This window comes from Neisseria sp. P0021.S005 (genome assembly GCF_051956955.1).
In genome coordinates this window covers 1-1,440 of record NZ_JBQCWY010000745.1, presented here as the reverse complement: position 1 = coordinate 1,440, position 1,440 = coordinate 1, and the positions used below count along the sequence as shown (strand labels likewise).

Here is a 1,440-nt window from a genome sequence, read left to right as displayed (position 1 = left end):
CTATATATTTAATTCAAAAAAAGCCATTTGAATCTTCAAATGGCTTTTTTATAAATCAAATTCGTTTTGCCAACTCTTCGGCTTTGCCTACATACAACGCAGGGGTCAGCTCAAGCAATTTGGCTTTGGCTTCTGCCGGAATTTCCAACGATTCGATAAAGAGTTTCAACACTTCAGGCGTAATGCCGTCTTTACCTCGAGTCAGGTCCTTCAGTTTCTCGTAAGGATTGGCCACGCCGTAACGACGCATTACGGTTTGAATCGGCTCGGCCAGCAACTCCCAAGTAGCGTCCAAATCGGCAGCAAGGGCGGCAGGATTCGGCTCAAGCTTGTTCAGACCGCGCAGATGGGCGATAAAGCCCAATACGGTATAGCCCACGCCTACGCCCATATTGCGCAATACGGTGCTGTCGGTCAGGTCGCGTTGCCAACGGGAAATCGGCAGTTTTTCAGACAAAAAGCCCAATACGGCATTGGCCATACCGAGGTTACCTTCGGAGTTTTCAAAGTCGATTGGATTGACTTTGTGCGGCATGGTAGAAGAACCGACTTCGCCTGCTTTGACTTTTTGTTTGAAGTAACCCAAAGAAATGTAGCCCCAAACATCGCGGTTGAGGTCGATCAGAATCGTGTTGACACGGCTGATGGCTTGGAAGAATTCCGCCATATAGTCGTGCGGCTCGATTTGAATGGTGTAGGGGTTGAAGGTCAGGCCGAGGCTAATTTCAACGAAGTTGCGGCAATGGGTTTCCCAATCTACATCGGGATAAGCGACCATATGGGCATTGTAGTTGCCGACTGCACCATTGATTTTGCCGAGGAACTCTTGCGCTTGCAGGTTTTTAAACTGACGTTGCAGGCGATACACGACATTGGCGATTTCTTTACCCAGTGTGCTTGGTGTAGCAGGCTGGCCATGCGTGCGGCTCATCATAGGGACGGCAGCCAACTCATGCGCCATACCGGTCAGTTTTTCGATGATTTCGGCCAGTTTCGGCAGCAAAACGGCCTCACGCGCTTCTTGCAGCATTAAAGCGTGGGACAGGTTGTTGATGTCTTCGCTGGTGCAGGCAAAGTGGATGAACTCGCTGGCGGCAGCCACTTCAGGCACGCCGGAGAAGCGTTCTTTAAGCCAATATTCGATGGCTTTGACGTCGTGATTGGTAGTCGCCTCAATGGCTTTGACGGCGGCGGCATCTTCAAGCGAGAAGTTTTCGATCACTTTGTCGATTTCGGCAAGCGTAAAATCGCTGAAAGCAGGAACTTCTACAATCTTAGGCTCGGCGGCAAGGGCTTTGAGCCAGTTTAATTCCACTTTGACACGCGCACGCATCAGGCCGTATTCGGAGAAAATCGGACGCAATGCTTCAACGGATTTGGCGTAGCGGCCATCTAATGGGGAAAGTGCAGCGATAGGGTTAATCATGTCGGATCTTCCTA

1 protein-coding gene is annotated in these 1,440 nt (G+C 50.2%); it reads right to left on the bottom strand.

Going from position 1 to position 1,440, the window contains the following annotated elements:
- Positions 1-55: 55 nt before the first annotated feature.
- Positions 56-1,426 carry an adenylosuccinate lyase gene (gene purB, locus ACTHUE_RS18930; RefSeq protein WP_107792288.1) on the bottom strand — a complete coding sequence of 457 codons (1,371 nt, stop codon included), beginning with the start codon at positions 1,424-1,426 and terminating at the stop codon, positions 56-58.
- Positions 1,427-1,440: the final 14 nt, after the last annotated feature.